The organism is Chitinophaga ginsengisegetis, from assembly GCF_900168065.1.
Lineage (GTDB): Bacteria > Bacteroidota > Bacteroidia > Chitinophagales > Chitinophagaceae > Chitinophaga > Chitinophaga ginsengisegetis.
This window is the reverse complement of the sequence record NZ_FUZZ01000003.1, coordinates 795,495-820,153: the sequence shown is the minus strand read 5'-3', so window position 1 is coordinate 820,153 and position 24,659 is coordinate 795,495. Positions and strand designations below refer to the sequence as shown.

The window sequence follows — 24,659 nt, the reverse complement described above, 5'->3', positions numbered from 1 at the left end:
TCGGGAATGGCGGAGTACAAACAAAGAACTTATCAATGGCATTGTTTTTAAAAGTTTCGAACTCACTGAACAGTTTATCATCCGGGCTGGCGCAAAACCTCCGCGATGCAGGCAACAGCGTGTTCCAACCTCACTATATCATTACCCAAACGGAAGGGATGAACAACTGGCTGAAACTCCAGCTGGCCAACCTTCTGGGCATTGCGGCCAACTGCCGCTTCATGAAGCCCAACGACCTGCTCTACCAGTTGTACGTAGTGCTGGGCGGTCCGCATTCAGAAGTACTGTCCCCGCAAAACCTCAGCTGGCTGGTATTTAAACTGCTCGGCCAGGAAGAATTCATCGCCAAATACCCGAAAGTTGCCGCCTACTATACCGCAGAAGAATCGGAAAGTGACCTGAAACGTATGGCCCTCGCGGAAAAAGTAGCCGACTTATTCGACCAGTACCAGGTATACCGCCCGGAAATGATCCAGGCATGGACCTTTACCGATACCCCTGAACTGGCCACCGCCGGATGGCAGCACTGGCTCTGGGTAAAAGTAAAACAACTCTCCGGTGGCTCGCTTCCGGATAAAACCATCGTAGGAAATTTTATCCTCGACGCACTGCGCAGCAACAGCCCCAAAACAGGATTATTAACCCGTATGCCGGTAGTACACCTGTTTGGCTTGTCCATCATCACCGCCTATCACGTAAAAATCCTGCATGAACTGTCGTCTTTTATAGATGTACATTTTCATATCATCAACCCTTCACCGGTTGTATTCTGGTTCGACGACCGCAACGAAAAACAACTGGCCCGCTGGCGGCAGAAAGGACTCAAAGATATCCAGGACTCCAAAGCCGGCAACGCCCTGCTCACCGGCTGGGGACGGGTTATACAGGACAGCTTCGGCCTCTTCTTTGCATACGATGCATTCATCAACGCCTATGAAGAAATTGATACCGTGGAACCGGAACCGGATAGCCTCCTGCATAAAATACAACACGATATTTTCACCGCAGCAGCCACCACCGCCGACCGCCAACTGATCACACCACAAGATATCAGCGATGGCTCCATTACCATCAACGCCTGCTACACCGTAGCCCGCGAAGTGGAAGTACTCTACAACTACCTGGTACACCTGGTGGCGCAGCGGAAAGAAGCATTATCTCCCCGCGACATCGTGGTAATGGTTAGCGATATAGATGCGTATGCACCCTATATCAAAGCCGTTTTCAACAACGCGCCTTATACCTTCCGGTATACGATTGCAGATGAAAGCTACACCGACAACGACAATCTCTTTAACGCCCTGCACGCCATCCTCACCATGAATGAGGAGAACTTCAAATCGGAAGCGGTGATGCAGTTGCTCGACTTCTCCTATATCCGCAAACGCTTTAACCTCCAGGACCCGGTACTCATCCGCCGGATCATTGAAGCCGCCAATATCCGCTTTGGCATCAACGGCAGCAAAAAGGAAGAAACACATTTCGTAAGCTGGCAATACGGTATCCAACGGATTATGTTTGGTATTTGTATGAGTGGGGAAGAAGAATACGGCCTCGGGGAAGACAGCTTCTTCCCATTGGATATTACCGAAGGCAGCGACGCACACGATGTAATCCGCTTCTGTCATTTTGCGGAAGTGCTGATGTCGTCCATCCTCGACAGGCGGCGTCCACGCACCATTGTGGAGTGGGTAGCCTACACCGAAAGGGTATTGCATAACATTGTATACGAACCGGTAGACGATATTGATGAAGACTACAACACCCTCATCAAACAACTCACCGCCTACAACGCGCTGAATGAATTTATGAGTGAAAAAGTAACCTTCGAAGTGTTTAGCCACAGCTTCCTGGATACGCTCACCGGCAGCACCCGCGCAGGATTGTTCGTAAACGGCGGCGTTACTTTCTGCTCCCTCATTCCTATGCGTAGTATCCCCTTCAAAGTGGTAGCGCTGATGGGACTGAACTACAATAAATTTCCCCGCCGCGAGAATAAGTCGAGCTTCAACCTCATGGAAAAAGACCGGCAAAAAGGCGACCGTAATGTGAAAGAAAATGATAAACACCTGTTCCTCGAAACCCTGCTTTCGGCAAAGGAATACCTGTACATCAGCTATATCGGGAAAGATGCAAAAGATAATACCGATCTTCCGCCATCTGTGCTGGTAGATGAACTGGTGGATTATATAGAAGCCGGTACCGCAGCGCCGGAAGCCGTGCGCAGCGAGCTGGTTACGTTACAACCTTTACAAAGCTTCAGCAGGAAATATGCCGGTACCGACAGCCGTCTTTTTTCCTATCTGAGCAATAAGGACACCGGCAAAAAAACATATCTCAACGAAAATAAAATTACTACTCCCTTAACCTTTGAAGAAATTACCCTGGAAGAACTGATCAGCTTCTTTAAAAATCCTTTCCGGGCCTACTACAACAAAGTGCTGGGCATCCGTTACAACGACAGCCAGCTGCTGCTCAGCGAAACGGAGATCTTTAGTTTGAACAGGCTGCAGCAATGGTCTGTTAAAAATGAACTGCTCCCGGCAGCCGGCGATAAAAAGAACACGCTGCAAACCACGCTGGTAAAGAAAGGTAAGCTGCCGCTCCGCAATATGGCCGCTGTTGCCATACAGAAAATGGAAGAACTGGTAGTACCCGTACGCAGCCTGTATGAAGCCGTTACCAAAGGTGCAGAAGAAAAACGCATCTCCGTTGAATTAACGGTAGATGACAGTATGTTGAAAGGAAATCTCCGCATCTTTGATCAAACCCTGGTACAGATGTCGTGGTCGAAGAAAGAGAGCAAATACCTGGTGGAAGCCTATCTCCGTTATCTTGCAGGAAAAGCGGCAGGCGTGGTAACAGACCTCTGCTATATTTCCGGCGCTAAAAAAGAAGACGCTTTCCAGGCAATTCCGTTAACACCTGAAGAAGCATTAAGGCGGTTAACAGAAATTGTAAAAGTTTATAAGACAGGCTTCAGCAAAATAATATCCTTTTATCCTGACCTGGAGATCACGGAAAAAGAATGGCTCTCCATGGACCTTAAAAAATTCAGGGACAAAATATCCGGGATGATCGACCGGCAGGAATCGCCGGACCCTTATCTTGTACAGGTATATGAACAGGGATTTTTTGAGAAAGAAGAAGCGCTGACCGGCTACCTCGATATTTATGAGCTGCTGATATTGCCGTTAACAACCTTGCTGCCGGCCTATTTAGAAACACCAGACAAAGAGAAATGATCGATAGCATTATATATAAACAGTTTGACGCAGGTACCGTTCCGCTGGAAGGCAGCAACCTCATTGAGGCCAGCGCCGGCACCGGTAAAACGTACTCCATCGCCATACTGGTACTACGGCTGATACTGGAACAAAAGCTGTCTGTCAAAGAAATCCTGATGGTTACCTTCACCCGCGCTGCCGTGGCAGAACTGGAAGAAAGGATCCGGCTGTTCATCCGGCAGGCATACAAAGTAAGCCGCGGACAGGAAATCAGCGATCAGAAAATCATGGACCTGGTGTTCAGCGTAATCGACTTCGATGATCCACGCCCGGTACAACAGCTCCTGCGCGATGCCATCCTGCTGCTCGATGAAACTTCCGTACTTACCATTCATGGCTTCTGCCAGCAAACACTGAATGAATTTGCGTTTGAAACTAACCAACTGTTTGGCGCTACGATGGTGCCCGATCTTACACCGGTCATTGAAAACGAACTGAATAAATTCTGGCGAAGAAATGTAACTACGCTCAATGCCAGCCTGCTGGAACAGATCTGGGAAGAAGATATGAAAACGGAGATGCTGAATGTGATCAAAGAACATCTCAGCGGAAAAAAATTCCTCGGCTACCGGGAAGATACTCCCGATGATATCAGTGAAACCCTGCAGGAGCAATGGATGCAGGAGCTGCAGCAGTTAATAGCCAAAGAACAGGAAGCCATTGAAAATATGTACGCCGGCATAACCGCCAACAGCGAACAGCTGGCAGCAGCCTGCGCAGCCAACCGGCACACCAAAAATGACTGGCCCGATTTAATTGCGGAGCCAGCAGAACTTGTCAGAAAAATAAAGGCCAAACGAAAAGAGAAAGCAAAATTTATTGACGCTGTTTTCCCGGATCTGCTGGCAGAAATAGATCAGGTAGAAGCGCTTACCAAACAACTGGAAGAGCATCAACAGCTGATCCGCCGGCAGGTATACTACGCCGCCATTAAGGAAATCAGCGAACAGGTACGCGCCTTCAAGGAACGCAGCAACATGATGGGATATGATGACCTCATCAACAACCTGCATACTGCGCTCGTAAAAAACAACAACGAAGAACTCATTGCTTCTTTGCAAAGTAAATACAAGGCCGTTTTTGTGGATGAATTCCAGGATACCGATAAAGAGCAGTTCGAGATATTTGACCGTGCCTTCGGCCAAAACACCATCCTGTTCTACATCGGTGACCCCAAACAAAGTATTTACGCCTGGCGCAAAGCAGACATATTTACCTATTTCAACGCACGCAACGGGGTACAGCACGTATACGACATGAACCAGAACTTCCGCTCATCTGAAAATATGATCCGGGCCATGAACGTGTTCTTTGAACCCACCCCGGGCTTCCCAACCTTTGATTTCGCGGAAGAAAGCGACAGCATTGATTATATACAGGTACACAGTCCAGATAACAACAGGAAAGGCTACCTCTATAAAGGCAGTACGCCGGAAGTGCCGATTGAAGTGATTGCCTGCGATAAAAAAGAAACTATCTGCAACAGCGTTGCCGCACAAATTGCGCAGCTGCTGCTGGATAAAAGCTATCGCATTGAAAATAAAGAAGGCGCCCGCGCCATCGTACCATCAGACATTGGTATCCTCGTGCGCACCGGGCAGGAAGGCAGGGACATTAAGCATGCACTGGCCAAACTGGGCATCCCCGCCGTTACCATCGATGAAGCAAAAGTGCTGAGATCCGCAGAGGCGCAGCAATTGCTGCACCTGCTCGAAGCAATGGAAACACCGGACCGTTCGTCCATCAACCGCGCATTGCTGGGGTCATTTACCGGCTACAACAGTCAAACCATCCTGCAACTGGACGATGAAACCATGCTGGACCTGTTTGGCAAATACCGCACACTATGGCAGCGCGATGGCGCGTACACTGCCCTCATGGAGTTTATTGCAGACTTCAGCGTACGCCAGGTGTTGCTCGATGGCCATACCGAAAACGGGGAACGGATCATCACCAACCTGTACCAGCTTTCCGAGCTGGTACACCAGGTACAGAGCCGCAAAAACCTTTCTATGCGTGATCTCATCTCCTGGCTCAAACGCGGCATCGATGGCATGACTACCGAAGGAGATGAATACGCCCAGCGCGTGGAAAGCGATGAAGACGCCGTAAACATAGTAACCATCCATAAAAGCAAAGGGCTGGAATACAAAATAGTGATGGCGCCTTTCCTGGATTTTGTAGAGAAATCCAAAATTGAATTTGTAAGTTTCCGCGATCCGGCAACCGGCGACTACCTCGGCACACAAAAAGCCCTGCTCACAGAAGAGCAGCTAAAAGCCTACCAGCATCAGCAGGAACAGGAAAACCGCCGCCTGATATACGTAGCCATTACCCGCGCAGTATATAAATGTTATCTCTTTAAAAATACTTATTACGCTTTTAAAGATTCTTCGTTGTCTGTTTTCCTGAAAGCACTGGCCGCTGAACCGCCGGATGCTTCACTGATACAGCTACAGGGACCATTGCCGGAAGTGCCCACAGAAAACTACCGCCAGCAGATCAACAAAGGACAGCTGGCCGTGAACCGCGCGCCGGTGTCCTTTCATTTGCAGGAGCAAAACTGGCGGAAGATGAGCTACACCATGTTAGCAGCAAAAGCCGAACACCAGCCACGGGTGCGTTCTTTCCAGCAACCCGACCCGTACGATAACTTTATATTTACCACGCTGCGCAGGGGCGCTAAAACCGGTAACCTGCTGCACTTTATCTTTGAAAGTATCAACTTCTCCGATAGCAGTAAGTGGGAACACTGGCTGGAAGAAGCCATCCGGAAATTTGTACCCGGTCAAAGGGAAGTATATCTCGAACGGCTCAACGAAATGCTGCAACATGTAATATACTCCACGATACATATTGATGGCGCCAGCTTCCAGCTGGCATCGGTAGGGCGGCACCAGCGACTGGCGGAATTTGAATTTGATTTTCCTGTGCCGGTGTTTAAGTCGAACCTGCTCAATAATTTGTCCGACGACCAGGTAAGTGTGAGCGTAAAACGGTTTTCCGAATACAGCAACCAGGAGCTGGAAGGCATCATGAACGGGAAAGTAGACCTGTTTTTTGAACACCAGGGGAAGTATTATATCCTCGACTGGAAATCGAATTACCTGGGCAACAGCGTGGCCGACTATGATGCGGCTGGTTTAGCGGCAGCCATGAACGAAAACAATTACCATCTCCAGTATTTTATTTATACGGTAGCAGTAAAAAAATACCTGGAAAGCCGGATCCCTGGCTTTAATTACGAGAAGCAGTTTGGAGGTGTTATCTATTGCTTTGTGCGTGGTGTAAGGAATGTAAGTGGGCAGGGGATATTTACCACCAAGCCGGATCTTAAAAAGATAAGATTGCTGGAGTCATTACTCACAAAATAAAAAGGCTGGTCTTTTGCGGACCAGCCTTTTTACTTATGGCTTTTTAAAGATGCTTTCATCTACCGGTACATTATTTTCCAGTTTGGCGATGTTAATTTTTATGCCAACAGGATCCTGCAGGATAGCGGTGCCATAACTATAGCCATCGGCTGTTTTCAGGAAATTGCTGATGTCTGTTACCAGGTTCATCTGCTGTCCCTGAATTTCCAGTGAATTGGATGTTCTGAGAACATTACCTGTTACCGGGTCTACAAAGCACGTAGTAGCGTTGCCGTTAGTATAGGTAACTTTCACTTTTGCAAGTTTAGCTCCATTCACCGTGTCGGGCGCCAGCAGTTCCAGCTTGTTACCTTTCTCATTGTAACGATAAAAATCACCGGTCAGATCCAGCTGTTTGCCCATCGCTTTGATGGTGGCGGAGTCCATATCTTCCGGATTAGTTTTACCCATCACAGGCAACTGCACCCAACCACCGGCATTGGTTAACACCTGGATGTTGGTAGTGCCCATCGCTTCAAATTCGAGGCGCATGGCTTTGTCCTGCAACACCCATCTCTTAAAAGGGAAGCTCATTCCCTGCATTTCCATTGTGCCCTCTGCGTACTGGCTTTTCAGCACTTTCAATTTTTCGGGGCCACCGAGTGCTGCCACGTTTTTATTAACGATATCCGTCAGGGTTTGTGCCTGTGTGATGATGCCTGAAAATATTACGAGCAGCAGCAGTGCGATTTTTTTTGTGTTCATCATAACCGTTAGGTATGGGTTTGTTTCACACAAATTAATTATCTCCCGCAATAAAAACAAAAGCTGGAAATTAAAACAGCCAAACACCATTCATCATAGCGATGCCACAGGTGGTTTCAAATGAGTTCACGTAATTATCCGGGGTTCTGTGCCACCACTGGCCCCACATCAACCCATTGGAATTGCGGTAGTTCCAGGCTTCCGCCGCGTTGTAGTTAAGCCAGGCGGCGTAAGTGCTTTGATAACTATGGTCCTTTACAAACTTACAGGCCCAGCGGGCGAAGATGGCTTTGAAGCCCTGGCAGTCGTCGGTATCGTATTCATCCGGCAGGAGGCCCTGTGCATTGCACATACTGATTTTCGTATAGTCCATTGCTTTAGCCCCCATTGCTTTGTAGTTGTCGGAGGGGTAGGAGTTGTGGAGCATGCTGCAGGCGCCGATAAAGGTGCCCTGTGTATAAGTGCGGGGTCCTTCGGTAATTACGCCGGCTGCATTCATAGCGCCTTTCACTTCGCCGGTGCCGGGTACATATAACTTGGTCACCATCCAATCGACGATTTGTTTGGCTTTGGTTTTATAGGCGGCATCGCCGGTGGCCTGGTAGAGGTACATGGCGCAAATGGCTGCGGGTGCGTTTACGCAGGCATTTTTGGTATTGTTGGCGGTAGTCCACCAAAGGCCGCCGCCGAGGTTGGTATCCCATGCGCGGTTCCACACCATATCGAAATTGTTTTTGGCCATATCTTTCATGCCGCCATCATTGGTGATCTGGAAGGCGCGGATGCACATTAATGCGCCCCAGATTACATCGTCGTTGTAAATGTTGGAGGTCCAGAGCAGGCCATAGGCGTCGCGCATGCCGTTGTAGAGATACACCATTTTGTTTTTGAGATCCACGTCGTTGTTGATGTTGTACGCATCAATCAGGGTTTCAATGGCCTCCGCCTGCCGCCAGAAATCCATCCGGCCGGTTTGGTTTACATCCGAATAATAGTAGGCTTTAAACGAGGGGCCATAGGTGCCATACTGGTGGTAAAATGCGTTATTGTAGCATTGCATGGCCAGCAGTGCTTCAGATTTTACGGGTTGTACGGAGTTAATTGTTACCCCGTTGGAGGTAGTACTTTTAAGCGTATTTTCGGAAGATTTGATCATTTCCGGTTTCTTACAACCGGTAGCCAGGAATGCCAGGAGGAGCACTGCCATGCAGGTGCCGCGGAAAAGCGTTTGAGTTTTCATGTTTTTCAGTTTTGTGGAATAAAAAGATGTCAGTTTTTCAATATGCTCAGCCAGTCGTATATAAAGCCGTATAACGCAATAGGGGGAGGAGCCTGCGCGCTCATAACAGTGGAACCGGGTTTGGGCAGGTACTCACATACGAGGACAGGTAAATAACCGGTAATTACTTACAACCGGTTAAAATATTTTTTGGGAGATGCTAGCGGGGATGGCTACACGAAAGTGAGGATCTTTATAACTGCACCTGGCTATTGACCAGCTGAATAATTTCTTCGTGAATTTCCTGTATGGGGCGCATCTGTGCAGCTTCATTATAGCAGGTGATCCTGTTAATGGTTTTATCGGCTGTTAACAGCGCGTCGTATTCCTTTTTCACAGCGAGCTGCAGGGAGAAATCTGCTTCGTGGATATCATCCTTTCCCTGGAGATATTCCCTGTCTTCGTTTGCGCGTCTTTTAGTCAGCGCCGACTCTGTAAAAGAAAACGGTACATCCAGGTAAATGGAGAAGCGGGGTTTGGGGATCTTATTATAGTTGTATTCAAATTCATTGATCCAGTTGCGCAGGTATTGTTTCTCATCCTCTGTATGGAGTTTGGCGCACTGGAAAGCAATATTTGACAGCACGTACCTGTCTACCAAAACAAAATAACCATCGTTCAGCCATTGATTAATGGTAACTGCAAATTCTTTACGGTCTTCCGCAAACAACAGGGCTACCAGCTGCGGGTGTACATTTTTCACGTCCCCGAATTCGCCGCGGAGAAATTTAGCAATGAGTTCTCCAAACACTCCCTGGTTGCTCCGGGGGAAATGCACAAATTTGGTTTTCTCATTTTTTGACTCGAGGTATTTTGTCAGCAGGTCTATCTGCGTTGACTTCCCCGCGCCATCTAAACCTTCTACCGCTATAAATTTATCCATTATGGAACGATTGTTAATCCGGAAGTTAAAGAAAATACTTCGTGGCTATTGCACGGCTTCAAATAAAAAGAGCCTGGTAAAACTACCAGGCTCTTTTGCTCCCCCTGCTGGACTTGAACCAGCGACCCTCTGATTAACAGTCAGATGCTCTAACCAACTGAGCTAAGGAGGAGTGTTTCCCGTATCGTTTGTGCGATTTGGGATTGCAAAAATAGGGAAATTTTCATTTTTGCAAAATCTTATTTCATTTTTTTGAGAAAAAATTTAGGTCACTGCCTAAAACCAGCCACCATAGCGGGTTAAATAAAATTATTTTTTCACTGCCACCAGCTGTCTTTCCCCCAAAGCGCCCGCCCGCGTCGCCTTGCGGACAAAAGGCAAATCCAGTTTGCTCACATAAAAATGCGGGAACGACCGGATCACTGTGCAGGTATATCCTTGCTGTTGCAGGGAGGCCACTGCATCTGGCGTAGTGAAAATGAGTTCAGTGGCGGAATCGGGGCGTAACACCGGCGCCTGCATATAAAAATCGAATGCGTAGGAATTTGCCTGATATAGCGCTATGCTTTTACCGGGAAGATATGTATTGGCGTAGGCGGCGGCTGTACTTCCGCTCTGGTATTGCATCATATCGGGGTACAGAATGGTGTTCAGGTAGAGATTCAGCAAAATACTGATGGAAATGGTGCGGTAAAATACGGCCTGCCGGGTAGATTTATCCAGCCAGTAATGCAGCAAAAGGTAGAGCAGGAGCAGGGCTGCGGCCAGCAGAAGCCACGCATAATGCATAGCCGGCTTGTACAGGAGATCAATTACCACGCCGGCAACAGCTATCACGATGATGATGGTGTACTGTGTAACCCGGAAAAATTTCAGCCCTTTTTCTGTTTGCAGCGATAAAATATACTGTGCGGTAAGGATGGCAAAAAAAGGAAAGATGATGTTCAGGTAATGTGGCAGCTGGAACCGGGAAAGGGAAAACAGTGCGAAAGTGGCCAGGGCTGCGCAGATGCAGTAATATTCCCTTTGCTGTTTCCATTTTTTTATGAAGATGATGACCGCAGCGTATAGCATCACCGACCAGGGCAGGAAGGCCCACAGGAGGGTATGAAAAAAGAAGAACGGATCGCCGGAGCCTTTGATAGGACCGGTGTTCATGAAGCGCCCAAACTGGCTGTCCCAGAAGAAAAAGCGGATGCCTGATACGCCGGCGGCGCCGAATACAATTTTCTCCGGGTGCTGATCAAACTGCCGGTACAGGGCATACAGCTCCGGCGTAATGAAAAGCGCTATTAGTACTGCTGCCAACGCCCAGCGCCAGTGGAACAGTTCTTTCCAGTTGCGCGTAAACAGCAAATGGCCGCCAATAGCGGCACAAACCGGCACGAGGGCAAACAATCCCTTCGTCATGATGGCGAAGGCCGTAAAAAGGGTGCCCAGGAGGATGCCGCGGCGGTAGAAATGATATACTGCCGCGATGATCACCCCGGTGAGATAAGGCTCTGCCCGTACATCGTTGTTGGAAATAACCAGATGTTCTGCCGTGAGTAAGATACATACTGCCCAACGGGCTACTTTTTCGTCATATAAATGAAGCGCAAAACGGTAGGTATACCAGGCGCCCATCAGCAAAAAAAGAATGGCAGGCAGTTTATAAGACCAGGTGTGGATGCCGAAGAGCTGAAAGCTGATAGCCGCCATCCAGAAAGGGAAGTGGGGCTTGTCGAGCCAGTCGTGACCATCTGCATAAAGGTTCCAGTAGTCGTGTTTTATCACCATTGTTTTGGCGATACCGGCATATAGCGCGCCGTCGGGTTCCAGGATGGGTACAAAAAGGGCACTAAACTGCAATAGTACCAGCATAGCGGTGATGAGCAGCCATACTTGTTTTTCAGAGAGAACAAATGAGCGTGTAACAGTTGTAGTCAGCATAGCGAAAAGTTACAGGCATATACCGGTTACTTCAAATATGACGATCACTCTTAACAAAAAGATAATTGCTTTTTACCAGAACCAGCCGCTTTTCTCCATGCCCAGCCAGGGCCCGTCTTCACGCTGTTCTATAGGGTAGGTTTTCAGGTAGTATCCTTCTCCGCTGCTGTTGTAGCCATTTTTAAGGCTGAACTTATAACGGTGCAGCGGGCATACCACATTACCGGCGGCATCTATCACCCCATCGGCCATAATGCCACCGGCATGCGGACATTTATACGCAAACGCGAAAAGCTGCCCCTGGTGCAGGGTACAGCAAATTTTTTTGCCATTTACCTCCATTACGCTGATCTGTTTCTCTGCAAAGGGCAAACGGCCTTCTTCTAATTTATACCACGAATATTCTTTGGCCATTAGTAGAAGAATTCGGTTTTATAGGGGAAGCGCTCCTTGTACAATTGGGTTACCTTGTCCAGGATGGTTTTGCGCAATTCCTCGATGTTCCTTTTTTCCAACGCGGAAATGAATACACAGTTCCCCTGGGTTTTCGTTTCCCAGTCCTGTTTCAGGGTATTCAGGATATCCTGTTTAATTTCCGGCTCCAGCCATTTATCAAAGGTGTTGGCCTCGTACAGGTCCATCTTGTTAAAGATCATGATGGTGGGCTTCTCAAACGCTTTCAGTTCCTGCAGCGTGCGGTTCACCACTTCAATCTGCTCTTCATACTGCGGATGGGAAATATCTACCACATGGATCAGGATATCGCTTTCGCGCACCTCGTCCAGCGTGGATTTGAAGCTTTCCACCAGGTGATGGGGGAGTTTACGGATAAACCCTACGGTATCGCTGAGCAGGAAAGGCGTTTGATCAAATACCACCTTACGCGTGGTGGTATCCAGGGTAGCAAACAGCTTGTTTTCTGCAAACACCTCACTTTTGCTGAGCAGGTTCATGAGCGTGCTTTTACCAACGTTGGTATAACCTACCAGCGCCACGCGGATGAATTCACCGCGTTCCTTACGCTGGGTAAGGGATTGACGGTCTATATCCTCCAGGCGTTTGCGAAGCAGCGCTATTTTGTCTTTTACAATACGACGATCCGTTTCAATTTCCGTTTCACCGGGGCCCCTGCTGCCGATACCGCCTCCCTGTCTTTCCAGGTGACTCCACATACCGCGCAAACGTGGCAGGATATACTGGTACTGCGCCAGTTCTACCTGCACCCTTGCCTGTGCTGTGCGCGCACGGCGTGCGAAGATATCCAGGATCAGGTCACTACGGTCGATCACTTTTACTTTCAGCACCTTTTCAATATTGGCGATCTGTGAGCCGGTAAGCTCATCATCAAATATAACCAGTGATATATCCCTGCCTGCAATAAACTGCTGGATTTCTTCCAGCTTACCTTTACCAACAAAGGTAGCCCTGTCGGGGTGTGCCAGCCGCTGGGTAAAGCGCTTAACAGCCGTAGCCCCCGCTGTTTCCGCCAGGAACATCAGCTCATCCAGGAACTCATTCACCTGGCGCTCTGTCTGGTCTTTGGTGATAACACCAACTATAACGGCTCTCTCCTCTTTTTGTACTACTTGTTTTTTGTCAATCAAGTTATTTCAGAATTTGGAGCAAATTTACAGAGAATTTAATCGCTACGTCATTTCTTCCTACATTTACCCGATCCAAAACAACCTTTCGATATCATGTTTAAACCTTTTTTACTGACAGGACTATTAATATCAACTATGGCAGTAGCCCAGGATAAGATGACACCCGAATTGCTATGGCAACTTGGACGGGTGAGTGGAGAGGCGTTGAGCGCTGACGGCAAAACCGTTATCTATGGCGTTTCTCAGATCAATATGACCGAGAACAAAAGCGAAAAAAATCTCTATGCTATCCCGCTGGCAGGCGGCGCTGTAAAGCAGCTCACTCAAACACCCGGCGCAGAAGGAGATGTAGCCGTATTACCCGGCAATAAAATTGGTTTCTCCCTGAAAGGACAGTGGTATGAAATGAATGCCGATGGCTCCGATCCGGTGCAGAAAACCAACGTGGACGGCGGGATGCAAAACATCCGCATTTCTCCCGACGGGAAACATATTTTGTTTTCGAAAGAAGTAAAAGTAAAGAAGATATCCGGCAGCGATCATTACACGGATCTTCCGAAATCCAATGTACAGATCTACGATAACCTGAACTACCGTCACTGGGATACCTGGGAAGATGGCAACTTCTCCCACGTTTTTTATGCCACTTACAATAATGGCGAAGTAGGTACTCCGGTAGATATTATGGCGGAAGAACCATACGATTGCCCGCAAATGCCCTCCGGTGGCCCTGAAGATATGATCTGGAGCCACGATGGGAAAAGTGTGATCTATGTTTGTAAGAAGAAATTCGGGAAAGATTACGCCATCAGCACCAATACAGATATCTACGAATATAATCTGGATACCAAAACTACCCGCAACCTTTCCGAAGGAATGATGGGCTACGATGTGGCGCCCAACTTCAGCCAGGATGGCAAATACCTCACCTGGTTAAGTATGGCCCGCGATGGTTATGAAGCAGATAAAAATGACGTGATCATCATGGACCGCGCCACCGGCGTTATCACCAACCTTACCAAAGGCTGGGATGGCACCGCCGCTTCTTCCCGCTTCAGCAACGACGGCAAAAAAATATACTTCCTCGCCGTCATAAAAGGCACTGAGCAACTGCTGGAAATTTCTCTGCAGAAAAATATCGCCCAAACAACGGAGAAGCATATACGCCAGGTAACTACCGGCGACTTCGATATTAACGACATGCTGGCACAATCCGGCAACACCCTGGTAGTGTCCCGTACTGATATGAACCATGCGGCGGAACTGTTTACCGTAGACCTGCAAAAGGGCGCCGTTACCCCGCTTACCACCGTAAACAAAGCGGCCTACGATAAAATAGGCATGTGCAAAATTGAAAAGCGCTGGGTGAAAACCACCGATGGTAAGGACATGCTTACCTGGGTGATTTTCCCGCCGGATTTTGACCCCGCTAAAAAATATCCAACCCTGCTGTATTGCCAGGGTGGCCCACAGTCGGCCGTATCGCAGTTTTACTCTTACCGCTGGAATTTCCAGCTGATGGCATCCCAGGGTTACATCGTGGTGGCCCCCAACAGAAGAGGCATGCCGGGTCATGGTGTAGAGTGGAATGCTTCTATCAGCAAGGACTGGGGCGGACAACCAATCCGCGATTACCTGAGCGCTATTGATGATGTGAGCAAGGAAAGCTATGTAGACAAAGCCCGCTTAGGCGCTGTAGGCGCCAGTTACGGCGGCTATTCCGTATACATGCTGGCAGGCGTTCACGAAAACCGTTTCAAAAGCTTTATTGCGCACGACGGTTTATTTGACCTGAAAAGCTGGTACGGTACTACCGAAGAGCTGTGGTTTGCCAACTGGGATATCGGCGCTTATTGGGATGCTGCCAACGCCAACGGCTACAAACATTTCAACCCAAGTGAATACGCCAATAAATGGAATACACCCATTCTTATTATCCAGGGTGGTATCGACTTCCGCGTTCCTATTGAACAGGGCCTGCAAGCCTTCCAGCTGGCACAGCTGAAAGGAATAAAAAGCAAGCTGCTGTATTTCCCGGAAGAAAATCACTGGGTACTGAAACCGCAGAACGCCATTGTATGGCAGCGCGAATTCTTTAACTGGCTGAAAGAAACCCTGTAAATCATATTATCATGGCTGCTTTATTACTGGATATTCAGGATGGTATTGCTACCATCACCTTAAACAGACCTGAAGTATACAATGCGTTCAACGATCCGCTCAGCTATGAGTTGCAGGATGCATTAAAGAAAGCAGAAAAAGATCCGGCAGTGAGAGTGGTCGTGTTAACAGGCGCCGGCAAAGCTTTCAGCAGTGGTCAGGACCTCAAGGCTTCTATGGAGGCCGGAAAGCGCGACCTGAGCGAATCACTGCACAAACGCTATAACCCGATCATTCGCGCCATCCGCAATATGCCCAAGCCGGTTATCTGCCGGCTCAATGGCGTGGCCGCCGGCGCAGGATGCTCCCTTGCACTGGCCTGCGACCTGATCATTGCCAGCGAGGAAGCCACCATGATAGAAATTTTTGTGAACATCGCGCTGGTGCTGGATTCCGGCTCTTCGTACTTCCTTCCCCGTACCGTGGGCTACCACCGGGCCTTTGAACTGGCTACCAAAGCCAGTAAAGTAAGCGCGGCGGAAGCGCTGAAACTGGGATTGGTAAATAAAGTGGTGCCGGCTGCGGAACTGGATGCCGCCGTACAGGCGGAAGCCGCTTACTACGCTGCCGCACCTACGAAAGCCATTGCACTCATGAAAAAAATGCTCACCAAAGGCATGACGGATAACCTGGATGAAGTACTCGAGTACGAAGCCTATTGCCAGGAAATTGCCGGTAACTCCGCCGATAACGCAGAAGGGATCCAGGCTTTCCTCGAAAAAAGAAAGCCTGTATTCAAAGGAGAGTAACCGGTAAAAGATAAGCGATCGCGCTGATCATCTCACCATAAAAAAACGGCCCAGGTGTTAAACCCGGGCCGTTTTCTCTATATAAAAGCCCGGAGGCTGTTACAATCCGCTTAAACAAATACCAATCTGGTAAGGTCTGATATCCAGGTTATTGCTGGCATTGTCTTTCAGCAATGGATTCAGGGAATAGGAGCCAAATAAGGCAAAGTTACCGTAACCTACGCGGGCAGTAGCCGCAAAGCGCCACGGGTTAAAGAATCCCCTGTTGGCATCTTTATCAATATCCTTGCTGCCATTGGCGCCGGTATATTTTATTTTGGTATGAGCATCTACCAGGGCGCCTACTTTCACACCTACTGCGGCTTTGAAGCCTTTGTTGGCGTTATCCGGCACACTGCGGTATCTTAATTCAATAGGAATTTCCAGGTAAGTGGTAGCCACTTTATTCTTTTTAGCCGTAGAAGTAGGGAAAGACACCTGGTTACGATTCAGCTTTCCCTGGATATCCATCGTATGATCTTTCAGGTAAACACCGCTGGTACTGATACCTAAACCCGCTGCCATACTCAGTTTGGATTTCTTGAACGGGAAGTCGTACATCAGGGCAATATTAAAACCCCTGTTAAGGCCGCTCTTAATACTGTCAGGCGCACCCGCCCAGCCATCGTATGACAACTGTACCATTAAAAAGTCGTTAGAATGGGTAACTTTATTAACCGCTTTATTCATCGGTGAACCGCCATCCTGTGCAAAAACTCCAATAGAAACAGCTATCAGACCCAGGGTAAAAATTATTTTCTTCATATAATATACATACTTAGGAAAAAGAATATTAGGCAAATATAATGGAATGATTGTAAAGACAATCCGTTAAAGTATTGCTAAAACATTCACCCGGTAATACATTCGCACGCCGAAAGTAACAGAAAAAGAAATACTGACCGCCATAATCTTTTCCTGGTCCATACGTTGGATTGAACAAGATGAACAGCAATATTGCCCCAAAATATCCTAATTTGAATAAATAATCCGTCACTGAGCTCATAACCCCTGCCAACGCTATTAAAGAGCCGTTGAAAAGCCTACGCATGAAAAAAATTGTAAATACCGTTCTGGTACTTATCCTGGTAGTATTTATGGCGCTCATGGGTTTTGTATATTATGCCTGGGTGGTTAAAAAAAGAAGCAGGAGCGCGGCGGAAAGCATGATACAAACCAACCTGCTGATAGATAAGGTAAGAACCGTAGCCGTACTGGATAATAACTATACCAACAGCATCCGCGACATGCTGCTCATGGGGCAGTCCCGTATCCCTGCCGCCAATTATGCCCTGCCAGACAGCGTGCTACGCCTCCTCCAATCTGTTTCAGCCAGCATGCCTGGTGATACCATCTCTCAAAAAATACTGGATAATTTCAGTATCCTTCTCCGGAAAAAAATCAGCTATCATCAACGGATACTTGCACTGGCAGCTACCCAACCTGCCCTGGCCAAACAACTGATCACTGCCCCCGAAAACGCCCTGTTCCGCGACAGCGTAAGAATAGCAGTGAATAATTTCATGCAGGCAAACCGGCGTAAACTGATTGAACGGGTCGACAAAGACAATCGCTATACCCTGTACTCTTTCTGGACCACCATTATCATCAGCCTTTTCACACTGGTACTGTTACTGGGCGAATCGCGGTATTTATACCGGATGTTCAAAAAGCTGAAGCTGAGAACCAACCAGCTGCACAAAAGAGAACAGTCCTTTCTCCGGCTGGCAGAAGAAACAGAACTGATCCTCTATAAATCGCAGGTAGATGGCACCTTTACCTACGTGAGCAAAGGCGCCGCCGAAATGACCGGCTACCCCAATACAGAACTGGTAGGCAAACATTACTCCATGTTCCTGGAAGAAGATACCTGGAAACGACTCGAAGCCTTTTACATTAACCAGGTGAAAACAGGCGACGATTATACCTCCCAGGAATTTGAAATCATTACCAGGTCGGGCGCCAAAAAATGGGTGGAACAAATGGCCGCACTGGTGTACGGAGAAGACGGCCGGGTAAAAGAATTTCAATGCGTAGTAAGGGATATTGATAAGAAAAAAAGAAACGAAGACCAGGTGATGTATCTCCAGCAACGCCTGGATGCCATCCTCGACTTTATGCCGTCTATGATGTTCATAAAAGATATGCCCGGCAAATACCTGCTGGTGAATAACCGCTTTACCGAAATACACGGCGTAGATAAAAAAGATATCATTGGCAAAACAGATGAAGAACTACCATACGATTGGGTACAACGCTATGCCAAACTGGATCTTGAAGTAAGGACAACAGGCGCCAGGGTAAAATCAGAACAGAGCATTACCGTGAACGATAAGATCTATCACTTTCTTATTACCAAATTCCCGCTCCGGAATTCAGACGGTGAAATGATCGGCATCTGCGGTATAGGACAGGATTTCACCGAAAAAAACAACTATATCACCGCCATTGAAAACGCCAATAACCTGGCGCAGGAAGCCATCAGTGCCCAGGAAATGTTCCTCGCCAATATGAGCCACGAAATTCGTACACCCATGAACGGTATCATCGGCATGACCAACCTCCTGATGCAGCAAAGCCAGCTATCTCCCACACAACTGGAGTACACCGGCGCCATCAAAACGTCCGCCAACCGCCTGCTGGTGATCATCAACGAAATCCTCGACTTTTCAAAAATAAAAGCAGGTAAGCTGCTGCTCCTCCACGAACCATTTGATATTTACGAGGTAATAGACAATGCCCTCTTCCCCCTGAAACTACAGGCGCAACAAAAGGAACTGTCGTTTTTTGATGAGATAGATACCGCCATCCCAGCTTATCTTTTGGGAGATGAAATACGTCTCAACCAGATCCTGACCAACCTTGTGGAAAATGCTATTAAATTTACCCATAGTGGAAAAATAACCGTGAAAGTATCGCTGGTAAAGGAAGATAAGGAACAATCCACTGTTCAGCTGGGCTTTGAAATAAAGGATACCGGCATAGGCATCGACCCGGACCAACATGAGATGATTTTTAAAAGCTTCTCCCAAACACATGCAGGCAATACCCGCAAATTTGGCGGCACCGGCCTGGGATTAGCCATCACCAAAGAACTCATCACCCTTCAACATGGCTTTATCCGGGTAAACAGCCGCCTGAACGAAGGCGCTACTTTTTACTTTGAGCTTCCGTTTGCCCGCAACAACGAAGAAGTTACCGGTAAAGATGACAAGGGGCATCTTCACCATGCAGAAAAACCACTGCAAGGGAAAACCATACTGGTAGTGGAAGACGACGACATCAATCAACAGGTGGTGTTTCATACGCTCCGCAATGCCGGCGCCAGAACAGACGTGGTTAACAGCGGAAAATTGGCCCTTGAAATGCTGGACTACAAATCTTACGATTGCATCATTATGGATATCCAGATGCCGGGAATGGACGGATACCAGACTACGCAGGCCATACGCGGGAAAGGCATCCGGACCTACATGATTGCCATGACCGCCTCCGCATTAAAAGGAGAAAAAGACCGCTGCCTGGCCGCCGGAATGAACGACTACGTTTCCAAACCATTCGACCGAACCGACCTGTTTCATAAAATCCTGAAAGGACTGGGAGAACAAACACCGGAAGCAATCACTGAAAAAAAAGAAGCCTCTGAAATACCTTTCAGTGAACTGGATTTCTCCGCTGTATACAGCATGATGTCCGGTGAAAAAGAACATGTGAAAATAATGCTGGAAGAACTGCTGGACAGCATTCCGCAAAAACTTTCAGAGATGAACCAGCTGCTGGCAGCGAAAGACTGGCAACCGCTCTATATGCTGGCGCACCAGATGAAATTTAACCTGCATATGATTGGCATGCAATACGCATCGGATGTAGCTTTATCTGTTGAAAGAGATGCCCGGCTGGAAGAAAATCTCGACAGCATCCCTGACCGGTTGCAGGAAATTAGTGCTATCTATTATCAACATGTACATCTCGTAAAAGCGCACATTGAACAACCCTGACAACACTATGCCTCCGGCAAGGTGAAATAAAACTGGCTGCCTTTTCCTTCTTCGCTATTTACGCCAATGATGCCACCCTGGGCTTCGATAAATTCCTTTGAAATGGCCAGTCCGAGCCCGTTCCCCTGGCCCTTCATACCGGGAACCTGGAAAAACCTTTCAAATATTTTACCACGGAAGGCTTCCGGAATACCTTTTCCATAATCCTGTACCACAAACGATACCATCTCTGTTCCGGTAGGCGTTACCGTTAGTTCTATGGCGGCGCCGTGAGCAGAATAACGGATGGCATTCGTTAAGAGGTTCACCAGTACCCAGGCGGTTTTTTCCACGTCTGCCAATACTTTCGGTAAAGTATCCGGCACCTGTGTGCGGATGGTGATTTCGCGTTGTGCGGCTTGTTTCTGTACCGTGTCCATCGCGTATTGCACAATGTTCATCGCAGTCACCGGCTGCGGCTGCAATTGTATATTGCCACTTTCTACCTGCGACAGGTCCAGCAGCTCACTCACAATTTTTATCATGCGCCGGTTGTCCTGTTTCAGGCTGTCCAACAGCTCTTTCTGTTCAGTACTCAATACCCCCGTCCTTTCATCTTCCAGCAGCTTAATACTGAAATCAGACGCTGCCAGCGGCGTTTTCAACTCATGGGAAATGGTGGCAATGAAATGCGTTTTGGCAATATCCTGTTCTTTAAAAGTGGTAATATTCCGGAGAATAACTACATAGCCTATACGTTTTTCTTCATGCCTGATGTCGGTTGTTTCGCGGGTGAAGAAACATTCTTTTCCGTCCACCACTATTTTAAGCGGGGCATTTTCCTTCGTATTCACGAGGAAGCGTAGCAGGTCGTTGCGTTTGGCTATTTCTTCCGCCGGCTGTCCGATGAGATCCTTTTCAGGTATGTTCAGCAGTTGCAGGGCAGGGGTGTTGGCAAACAGGATCACATTATTTACATCAAATCCGATGGTAGCATCTTTCAGGCTGCTGATCACTGCTTCTGCGCGTTGCTTTTCAAATACAATGCGCGCCAGGTTGCTGTGTTCGTATTCATCCAGCCGCTGGGCCATTGTATTGAAAGCGGTGGCCAGATCGCCGAATTCGTCGCCGGATTTAAAGTAGAGCCTTTTGCCGTATTGTTTGTTGGCGATATCTTTAATCCCCTGCGTAAGCGCATCAATAGGGTTGGCGATGTACCCGGGGAAGTTATAAACAAAAGTGAATCCCAGTACAAAGCAAAGTCCGCTGATAATGGCAATATAAAGCAGCGCATTATCTGCTGTTTTCTTTACCCTTTCATTTTTACCTACAATGGCGGCCATATTGAGGTCCATGATGGTGTAGATATTTTTCTTTATAGCGCCTATTTCTATGGTAGAATCTTTTTTAAGCAATTCAAAAATGCGGGCAACTGCTTCCGTTGCATCTTTCTCACCTCTTTCTGTTACGTTGGCCTGCTGCTTCCTGAGATTAACGGAAAAAGTTTGCATAGCAGCGGCACGATGAGCCGGCAGATCTTCCAAAGCTACCAGCATATTTTTCGAATACTCCAGCGATTCATAGTTATCCTTGAGGATGAACTTCGCCTTTTCGTTCAGGCGGTTCAGATAGTAATAACCCAGTATGCTCACCACCAGCAGCATGATGTACAGGAACAGTACACCAAGCGTAATCTTTGTTTTTAATCTGAACGTACTCATGATAATATGATAATGTCGATATCGTTGGAAGAAAGCGTTTTCAACAACTGGTTAAACAGGTTAGTGCGCAAAATGATACGGAAAAGACTGATATGCGGTTTTCCCATACAAATGGTAGTAACATGTTTTTCCAATGCAATGTTAATGATAGCTTCCGATACTTTGGCGTTATGTTCCTGTATAACTTCCGCACCGAGTTCTGTAGCAAGTTTCAGGTTATTAATAAGATGACGTTGGGCAGCAAGCGCAATCTTATCGGCGCTTTCGCCCGGGGTTTGTACATACAATACAAACCAGTCGGCGTGATAATAAGCCGCCAGCCGGGCTGTTTTGCGGATTACCTTCCGGGCCACTTCATCATTGGTAGAAATACATGCCAGGAAACTCTCATGGCGCATCTGCAGGTTACGGGGAATCTGGATCTCCACTTTCCGTTCCACCTGTGTGGTTACTTCCTTCAGTGCCAGCTCACGTAATTGCAGGATTTTATCTGCCTGAAAAAAATTACTCAGGGCGCTCTCTACTTTGGATCGGTCATAAATCTTACCTTCTTTCAAACGGGTGATCAGCTCATCGGCGGTAAGGTCGATGTTCACCACTTCATCGGCCATTTGCAGTATCAGGTCGGGAACGCGCTCCTGCACTTCCACGCCGGTAATGGATTTCACCTCCTGGTTAATACTTTCGATGTGCTGAATGTTCACGGCAGAAATAACATTGATCCCCGCATTGAGCAGGTCCACAACATCCTGCCAGCGCTTCTCATTTTTGGAGCCGGGGATATTACTGTGCGCCAGTTCATCTACCACTACCCAGTCGGGCGCCAGCAGCAGGATGGTGGAAAGATCCATTTCTTCCAGCATTTTCCCTTTGTAAAATACCTGCCGGCGGGGTATCTGGGGCAGTCCATCCAGCAGGGCATGCGTTTCCGCACGCCCATGTGTTTCGATATAACCGATCTGGATATTCACCCCATTTCTTAACATGGCATGCGCTTCCTGCAGCATGCGGTATGTTTTACCTACACCGGCGCTCATGCCGATATAAATTTTAAACTTCCCTCTGCCGGCGCGGTTAGCCAGGTCAAGAAATTGCTGTACGGAGTGTTCTTTATCTGTCATTATTATTTAGTTAGAACCATACGGCCAGTGATGCAGTGATCGCAGTATTGGTGTTTTTCAGTTCTGTTCCTTTCATAAATGTTTTGTCTTTTCCGTTAAATGATCTGCCTTCCAGCCGGAACATCACGTTATTCACCGGGGTAAAATCCAGGTTAAGAGAGTAGCCGGTGGTTTGAAAACCATCCGGTGTACCGGTGCTGATGATAACGCCATGTTGATCATTGTAATGCTCCACGCGTCCTGCCATCGCAAATTTATCGGTAAATGCGTACCGGGCAATTACAACAGGGCTGTACCAGCTGTTGAAGTCGGATGATCCTTTGGCCTTTTGCTGTAATCCATAGTCGAATCCTGCAATGACACTGAATTTATCCGTTATACTAAAGGTACCATAAACATTATTAAAGTAGCGCATCTGGCGTACACTATCCGGGAGATCATTACCGATATAAGTGCTCCAGTTGAGCAATATTTTTGTTGTTGGCTTAAAGGTGATCTGTGTACCAAAAGCAGGGGTTTGGTTACCATCCACTTTTTTGATTCTTTGCCATCCGTTCAGGTACATGGCGGCAAACGACCATTTGTCGTTGGGCGTCCAGGTTACTTTGGCGCCGGTTTCATAATAAGGAGAATTCTCTGCAAGGATGCTCCGGGTAAGGGTAGGGCAATCTTTTCCGATGGCGCTTTCAAAACCGATGTGCGCCGGCATTACACCTGCATCAATCCAAACGTTTTTGCCTACACGGATACCCACGTTAGCTTCGTATACATACTGCATCAGGGTAGGTTCTGATGCCAGGTTGTATTGCGGATAGGTACCCGCCATGAGCCCTACGTTGGCCCGGATACGGTCTGATGTATACGTGGCCTTTACCATCGCCAGGTTGAGGTTTAATTCATTATGACGATTGTAGTTATACAGGAATCCGGGCTTAGTATGATTAGCCGGGTTGTTCAGATCATAACTGTAATACGCTTCGGCATAGCCGGAAAAGGTTACTTTTCCTTTCTCTTTCTCTTGTGGCGGTGCGTCCTGGGCAAACATAGTAATAGCAGCTGCCAGTGCGCCGGCCAGTAATAAAATTTTCTTCATCTTAAATATATAGGTTCGTGTTGGTAGAATCACTGGTAATCTGCTGCGACAGACTACCAGGTAAAAGGTTCTTCATAAGACATTCACAGGCTAAAGGAATAAAAGGACTGCGCCCTATTTCATATCATCGAGCGCTATGTTTAATTTTAACACATTAACAGTAGATAAACCAAACAGTCCCATTAAAGGACCCTGGGTATTGGCATCGATCAGTTGTTTCAGCTTATCCGCAGGAATGCCTCTCAGCTTCGCTACACGCGGCACCTGTACATAGGCGGCAGCAGGAGTGAGGTGCGGGTCTAAACCACTGGCAGAAGCAGTGACCAGTTCTGCCGGGATGTTTTCTTTTTTCACATCCGGGTTGTGTACCATGAAGGAATCAATTCTTTCCTGTACGGTTTTCAGGTAATCGGGGTTACCTGCCGCTTTATTGGAACCACCGGAACCGGCGGCGTTATAATCCACCGTAGAAGGACGGGGCTGGAAATATTTATCATCACTGAATTTCTGTGCAATGTTTTCATAACCCACTACTCTTCCGTTATGCGTTACTTTGATACCATCGCCTTTACCGGGAGCCATTTTAGCCACACCAGCAATAAACAGCGGATATAATCCTCCCAGTAATACCACCAGTAACAGTGTGAGTTTTACAGAAGGCCAAAGATATTTTTTCATCTCTTTAAAATTTATCAG

General features: G+C 47.7%; 16 protein-coding genes and 1 tRNA gene. 5 read left to right on the top strand and 12 right to left on the bottom strand.

What is annotated here, in order from left to right:
• The first annotated feature begins 35 nt into the window (after nucleotides 1–35).
• Complete coding sequence (gene recC / locus B5Z18_RS22070; protein ID WP_079471657.1) at nucleotides 36–3,245, top strand: exodeoxyribonuclease V subunit gamma; 3,210 nt, start codon at nucleotides 36–38, stop codon at nucleotides 3,243–3,245.
• A complete protein-coding gene (gene recB, locus B5Z18_RS22065) occupies nucleotides 3,242–6,661 on the top strand; it encodes an exodeoxyribonuclease V subunit beta (RefSeq protein WP_079471656.1) in 3,420 nt (1,139 codons plus the stop codon). The genes recC and recB overlap by 4 nt, the downstream gene beginning before the upstream one ends.
• 33 nt (nucleotides 6,662–6,694) lie before the next feature.
• Here recB and B5Z18_RS22060 read toward each other — a convergent pair whose 3' ends face one another.
• From B5Z18_RS22060 to hflX, 7 genes are all read right to left on the bottom strand, one after another.
• On the bottom strand, nucleotides 6,695–7,408 hold the full coding sequence (locus tag B5Z18_RS22060) for a hypothetical protein (protein ID WP_079471655.1): 714 nt from the start codon (nucleotides 7,406–7,408) through the stop codon (nucleotides 6,695–6,697).
• A gap of 67 nt (nucleotides 7,409–7,475) precedes the next feature.
• Entirely contained in the window at nucleotides 7,476–8,645 is a 1,170-nt protein-coding gene (locus B5Z18_RS22055; protein WP_079471654.1) for a glycoside hydrolase family 76 protein, read from the bottom strand.
• Between the two features lie 232 nt (nucleotides 8,646–8,877).
• Complete coding sequence (gene tmk / locus B5Z18_RS22050; RefSeq protein ID WP_079471653.1) at nucleotides 8,878–9,567, bottom strand: dTMP kinase; 690 nt, start codon at nucleotides 9,565–9,567, stop codon at nucleotides 8,878–8,880.
• 98 nt (nucleotides 9,568–9,665) lie between these two features.
• Nucleotides 9,666–9,739 (bottom strand) — tRNA-Asn (locus B5Z18_RS22045).
• Between the two features lie 137 nt (nucleotides 9,740–9,876).
• Entirely contained in the window at nucleotides 9,877–11,499 is a 1,623-nt protein-coding gene (locus tag B5Z18_RS22040) for an ArnT family glycosyltransferase (protein WP_235015980.1), read from the bottom strand.
• 72 nt (nucleotides 11,500–11,571) lie between these two features.
• Nucleotides 11,572–11,913 (bottom strand): Rieske (2Fe-2S) protein, encoded by a 342-nt coding sequence (locus B5Z18_RS22035; protein WP_079471652.1) that lies wholly within the window; start codon nucleotides 11,911–11,913, stop codon nucleotides 11,572–11,574.
• Nucleotides 11,913–13,103, bottom strand: coding sequence for a GTPase HflX (hflX, locus tag B5Z18_RS22030; protein ID WP_079471651.1), 1,191 nt, complete (start codon nucleotides 13,101–13,103; stop codon nucleotides 11,913–11,915). The genes B5Z18_RS22035 and hflX overlap by 1 nt, the downstream gene beginning before the upstream one ends.
• A gap of 135 nt (nucleotides 13,104–13,238) precedes the next feature.
• Between hflX and B5Z18_RS22025 the strand changes: the two genes are divergently transcribed.
• Together B5Z18_RS22025 and B5Z18_RS22020 are read left to right on the top strand one after the other, a co-directional pair.
• A complete protein-coding gene (locus B5Z18_RS22025) occupies nucleotides 13,239–15,224 on the top strand; it encodes a S9 family peptidase (RefSeq protein ID WP_235015979.1) in 1,986 nt (661 codons plus the stop codon).
• An 11-nt stretch (nucleotides 15,225–15,235) separates the two neighbouring features.
• Entirely contained in the window at nucleotides 15,236–16,012 is a 777-nt protein-coding gene (locus tag B5Z18_RS22020) for an enoyl-CoA hydratase-related protein (protein WP_079471649.1), read from the top strand.
• Nucleotides 16,013–16,111: 99 nt separating this feature from the next.
• Here the strand turns inward: B5Z18_RS22020 and B5Z18_RS22015 are convergent, their stop codons facing one another.
• Nucleotides 16,112–16,816 (bottom strand): porin family protein, encoded by a 705-nt coding sequence (locus B5Z18_RS22015; RefSeq protein ID WP_079471648.1) that lies wholly within the window; start codon nucleotides 16,814–16,816, stop codon nucleotides 16,112–16,114.
• A gap of 284 nt (nucleotides 16,817–17,100) precedes the next feature.
• Here B5Z18_RS22015 and B5Z18_RS22010 point away from each other — a divergent pair, with 284 nt between their 5' ends.
• Complete coding sequence (locus tag B5Z18_RS22010; protein WP_079471647.1) at nucleotides 17,101–20,049, top strand: hybrid sensor histidine kinase/response regulator; 2,949 nt, start codon at nucleotides 17,101–17,103, stop codon at nucleotides 20,047–20,049.
• A gap of 5 nt (nucleotides 20,050–20,054) precedes the next feature.
• On the opposite strand, the gene B5Z18_RS22005 is transcribed toward B5Z18_RS22010, so the two are convergent.
• The 4 genes from B5Z18_RS22005 to kdpC all read right to left on the bottom strand — a co-directional run bounded on the left by B5Z18_RS22005 (nucleotide 20,055) and on the right by kdpC (nucleotide 24,641).
• Entirely contained in the window at nucleotides 20,055–21,749 is a 1,695-nt protein-coding gene (locus B5Z18_RS22005; protein WP_079471646.1) for a sensor histidine kinase, read from the bottom strand.
• Nucleotides 21,746–22,870 carry a histidine kinase gene (locus B5Z18_RS22000; protein ID WP_079471645.1) on the bottom strand — a complete coding sequence of 375 codons (1,125 nt, stop codon included), beginning with the start codon at nucleotides 22,868–22,870 and terminating at the stop codon, nucleotides 21,746–21,748. Before B5Z18_RS22000 ends, B5Z18_RS22005 begins: the two co-directional genes overlap by 4 nt.
• Before the next feature lie 10 nt (nucleotides 22,871–22,880).
• A complete protein-coding gene (locus tag B5Z18_RS21995; RefSeq protein WP_079471644.1) occupies nucleotides 22,881–23,963 on the bottom strand; it encodes a porin in 1,083 nt (360 codons plus the stop codon).
• A gap of 114 nt (nucleotides 23,964–24,077) precedes the next feature.
• Nucleotides 24,078–24,641 (bottom strand): potassium-transporting ATPase subunit KdpC, encoded by a 564-nt coding sequence (gene kdpC / locus B5Z18_RS21990; protein WP_079471643.1) that lies wholly within the window; start codon nucleotides 24,639–24,641, stop codon nucleotides 24,078–24,080.
• Between the last annotated feature and the right edge of the window lie 18 nt (nucleotides 24,642–24,659).

Excerpts from the sequence above, each read along its gene's own strand:
- recC (WP_079471657.1), top strand. The coding sequence starts at position 36 with ATGGCATTGTTTTTAAAAGTTTCGAACTCACTGAACAGTTTATCATCC.
- recB (WP_079471656.1), top strand. The coding sequence starts at position 3,242 with ATGATCGATAGCATTATATATAAACAGTTTGACGCAGGTACCGTTCCG.
- B5Z18_RS22060 (WP_079471655.1), bottom strand. The coding sequence starts at position 7,408 with ATGATGAACACAAAAAAAATCGCACTGCTGCTGCTCGTAATATTTTCA.
- B5Z18_RS22055 (WP_079471654.1), bottom strand. The coding sequence starts at position 8,645 with ATGAAAACTCAAACGCTTTTCCGCGGCACCTGCATGGCAGTGCTCCTC.
- tmk (WP_079471653.1), bottom strand. The coding sequence starts at position 9,567 with ATGGATAAATTTATAGCGGTAGAAGGTTTAGATGGCGCGGGGAAGTCA.
- B5Z18_RS22040 (WP_235015980.1), bottom strand. The coding sequence starts at position 11,499 with ATGCTGACTACAACTGTTACACGCTCATTTGTTCTCTCTGAAAAACAA.
- B5Z18_RS22035 (WP_079471652.1), bottom strand. The coding sequence starts at position 11,913 with ATGGCCAAAGAATATTCGTGGTATAAATTAGAAGAAGGCCGTTTGCCC.
- B5Z18_RS22025 (WP_235015979.1), top strand. The coding sequence starts at position 13,239 with ATGGCAGTAGCCCAGGATAAGATGACACCCGAATTGCTATGGCAACTT.
- B5Z18_RS22020 (WP_079471649.1), top strand. The coding sequence starts at position 15,236 with ATGGCTGCTTTATTACTGGATATTCAGGATGGTATTGCTACCATCACC.
- B5Z18_RS22015 (WP_079471648.1), bottom strand. The coding sequence starts at position 16,816 with ATGAAGAAAATAATTTTTACCCTGGGTCTGATAGCTGTTTCTATTGGA.
- B5Z18_RS22010 (WP_079471647.1), top strand. The coding sequence starts at position 17,101 with ATGAAAAAAATTGTAAATACCGTTCTGGTACTTATCCTGGTAGTATTT.
- B5Z18_RS22005 (WP_079471646.1), bottom strand. The coding sequence starts at position 21,749 with ATGAGTACGTTCAGATTAAAAACAAAGATTACGCTTGGTGTACTGTTC.
- B5Z18_RS22000 (WP_079471645.1), bottom strand. The coding sequence starts at position 22,870 with ATGACAGATAAAGAACACTCCGTACAGCAATTTCTTGACCTGGCTAAC.
- B5Z18_RS21995 (WP_079471644.1), bottom strand. The coding sequence starts at position 23,963 with ATGAAGAAAATTTTATTACTGGCCGGCGCACTGGCAGCTGCTATTACT.
- kdpC (WP_079471643.1), bottom strand. The coding sequence starts at position 24,641 with ATGAAAAAATATCTTTGGCCTTCTGTAAAACTCACACTGTTACTGGTG.